General features: G+C 52.9%; 1 protein-coding gene. It reads left to right on the top strand.

What is annotated here, in order from left to right; all coding sequences use genetic code 11:
* Positions 1–67 precede the first annotated feature (67 nt).
* Positions 68–1,230 (top strand): IS3 family transposase gene (locus tag ACT3XD_RS19580; RefSeq protein WP_192539959.1). Its coding sequence is split into 2 segments (ribosomal slippage): positions 68–341 and positions 341–1,230, totalling 1,164 coding nucleotides; the frame shifts between segments, so codons are not numbered across the junction.
* The last annotated feature ends 30 nt before the right edge of the window (positions 1,231–1,260 follow it).

Below are 1,260 nucleotides of genomic sequence, written 5' to 3'. Positions count from 1 at the left end.
TGAAGTGGTTATAGTTTCCCGGACACACAGACGCAGATAATATTATCTGCCCATCAAGGTGTGTGCCATGAGTCAGAAAAAAAGCAATTCGTATACAGCCGAGTTTAAAGAAGCCGCCGTCAAACTAGCGGTGGAATCCGATCAACCGATCGCCCAGTCGGCGCGCGAGTTGGGCGTTAACGTCAACACGCTGCATACTTGGATCGATAAATTCCATGGCAAGCAGACGAGTGATTCGAGTAGTGCGGTTGACGACAAGCACCTATATGAAGAGTTGAAGCAACTCCGGCGTGAGAATGCTCGGCTGAAGGAAGAGCGGGAACTGTTAAAAAAGGCGGCGGCCTTCTTCGCCAAAGAATCGAACTGAGGTACGGCTTCATCGAGGAGCATCGGGGCACGTTCAGCACTGCCCTGATGTGCCGAGTGTTTGAAGTCTCTCGCAGTGGCTATTACGAGTGGCGAACTAGACCGTCCAGCCAGCGAGCCCGGGATGATCAGGCGTTGAAGGCCAGTATTCGTGAACATCATAAAAAAAGCCGCTCAACCTATGGAACACGGCGTATTCAAAAGCAACTGGCTGAAGACGGAGAAACCGTCAGCCGCCGTCGAATCGGTCGATTGATGGGTGAAGAGGGCCTTGAATGCAAGATGCGGCGCAAGTTCAAAGCGACGACCAATTCAAAGCATAACAAGCCGGTAGCCGCGAACCTGCTGAATCGTAACTTCACGGCATCAGAGCCTGATCAGGCTTATGTCGGTGATATCACCTATATCCCGACACGGGAGGGCTGGCTGTACCTAGCCGTCTTCATTGACCTTTGCTCACGAGCGGTCGTCGGATGGTCCATGGATAGCCGGATGCCGGCAGCGTTGGTGAACGACGCGCTGACCATGGCGATCTTTAAGCGTCGGCCAGCAGCCGGTCTGCTGGTTCACAGTGACCGTGGCAGCCAGTATGCCTCGGATAGTTTCCAGGGCTTGCTCAAGCAGCATGAGTTCAAGTGCAGCATGAGCCGCAAGGGTAACTGTTGGGACAACGCCCCGTCAGAAAGCTTCTTTCATACTCTAAAGACCGAGTTGGTGTATCACGAGGACTTTAAGACGCGAGAGGAAGCGAGGCAGGCGATCTTCGAGTATATCGAGGTATTTTATAATCGGGTGCGGCTGCACTCCAGCAACGACTATATGAGTCCAGCGGACTATGAATCGAGGCTACGTGCAGCCGCTTAAAAAAGTGTCCGGAAAACTGTTGCCAGATCA

Origin of the sequence: Halomonas sp. AOP7-B1-5 (genome assembly GCF_052353045.1) — a bacterium.
GTDB classification, from domain to species: domain Bacteria; phylum Pseudomonadota; class Gammaproteobacteria; order Pseudomonadales; family Halomonadaceae; genus Vreelandella; species Vreelandella colorata.
This window is presented reverse-complemented; position numbering and strand designations above follow the sequence as displayed.